This window comes from Neisseria sp. P0021.S007 (genome assembly GCF_051956855.1).
Genome location: NZ_JBQCXA010001434.1, coordinates 1 through 482 on the forward strand (window position 1 = coordinate 1; position 482 = coordinate 482).

Consider the following 482-nt stretch of genomic DNA (forward strand, 5'->3'; position numbering starts at 1 on the left):
CGTCAACCACCGCTTCGTGCGCGACAAAGTCATGCTCCACGCCGTCAAACAGGCATACCGCGACGTATTGCACAACGCCCTCACCCCCGCCTTCGTCCTCTTCCTCGACCTGCCGCCCGAAGCCGTGGACGTCAACGTCCACCCCACCAAAACCGAAATCCGCTTCCGCGACAGCCAGCAGGTACACCAACTCGTGTTCCACACCCTCAACAAAGCCCTCGCCGACACGCGCGCCGACTTGACCGAAAGCGTCGGCAACGCAGGCGAAGTGTTGCACGAAATCACAGGTATCCGTCCCGCGGCAACGTCGTCTGAAAACGAGCCTAACGGGTTCCACCCAAACCCGACCACGTCGTCTGAAAACATCTTCGCCGCCGCACCAAGCGCACACGTTTCCGAACCGCGCAGCGCCTTCGGTTCCGATAAAACCGCCCCCATGCCCTATCAGGCAGCACGCGCGCCGCAAAAGCGCAGCCTGTCCC

General features: G+C 62.2%; 1 pseudogene. It reads left to right on the forward strand.

Features of this window, described 5'->3' with window-relative positions:
• Positions 1 to 482 (forward strand): annotated as a pseudogene (mutL, locus tag ACTHUR_RS19570) (DNA mismatch repair endonuclease MutL); the annotation flags it as partial.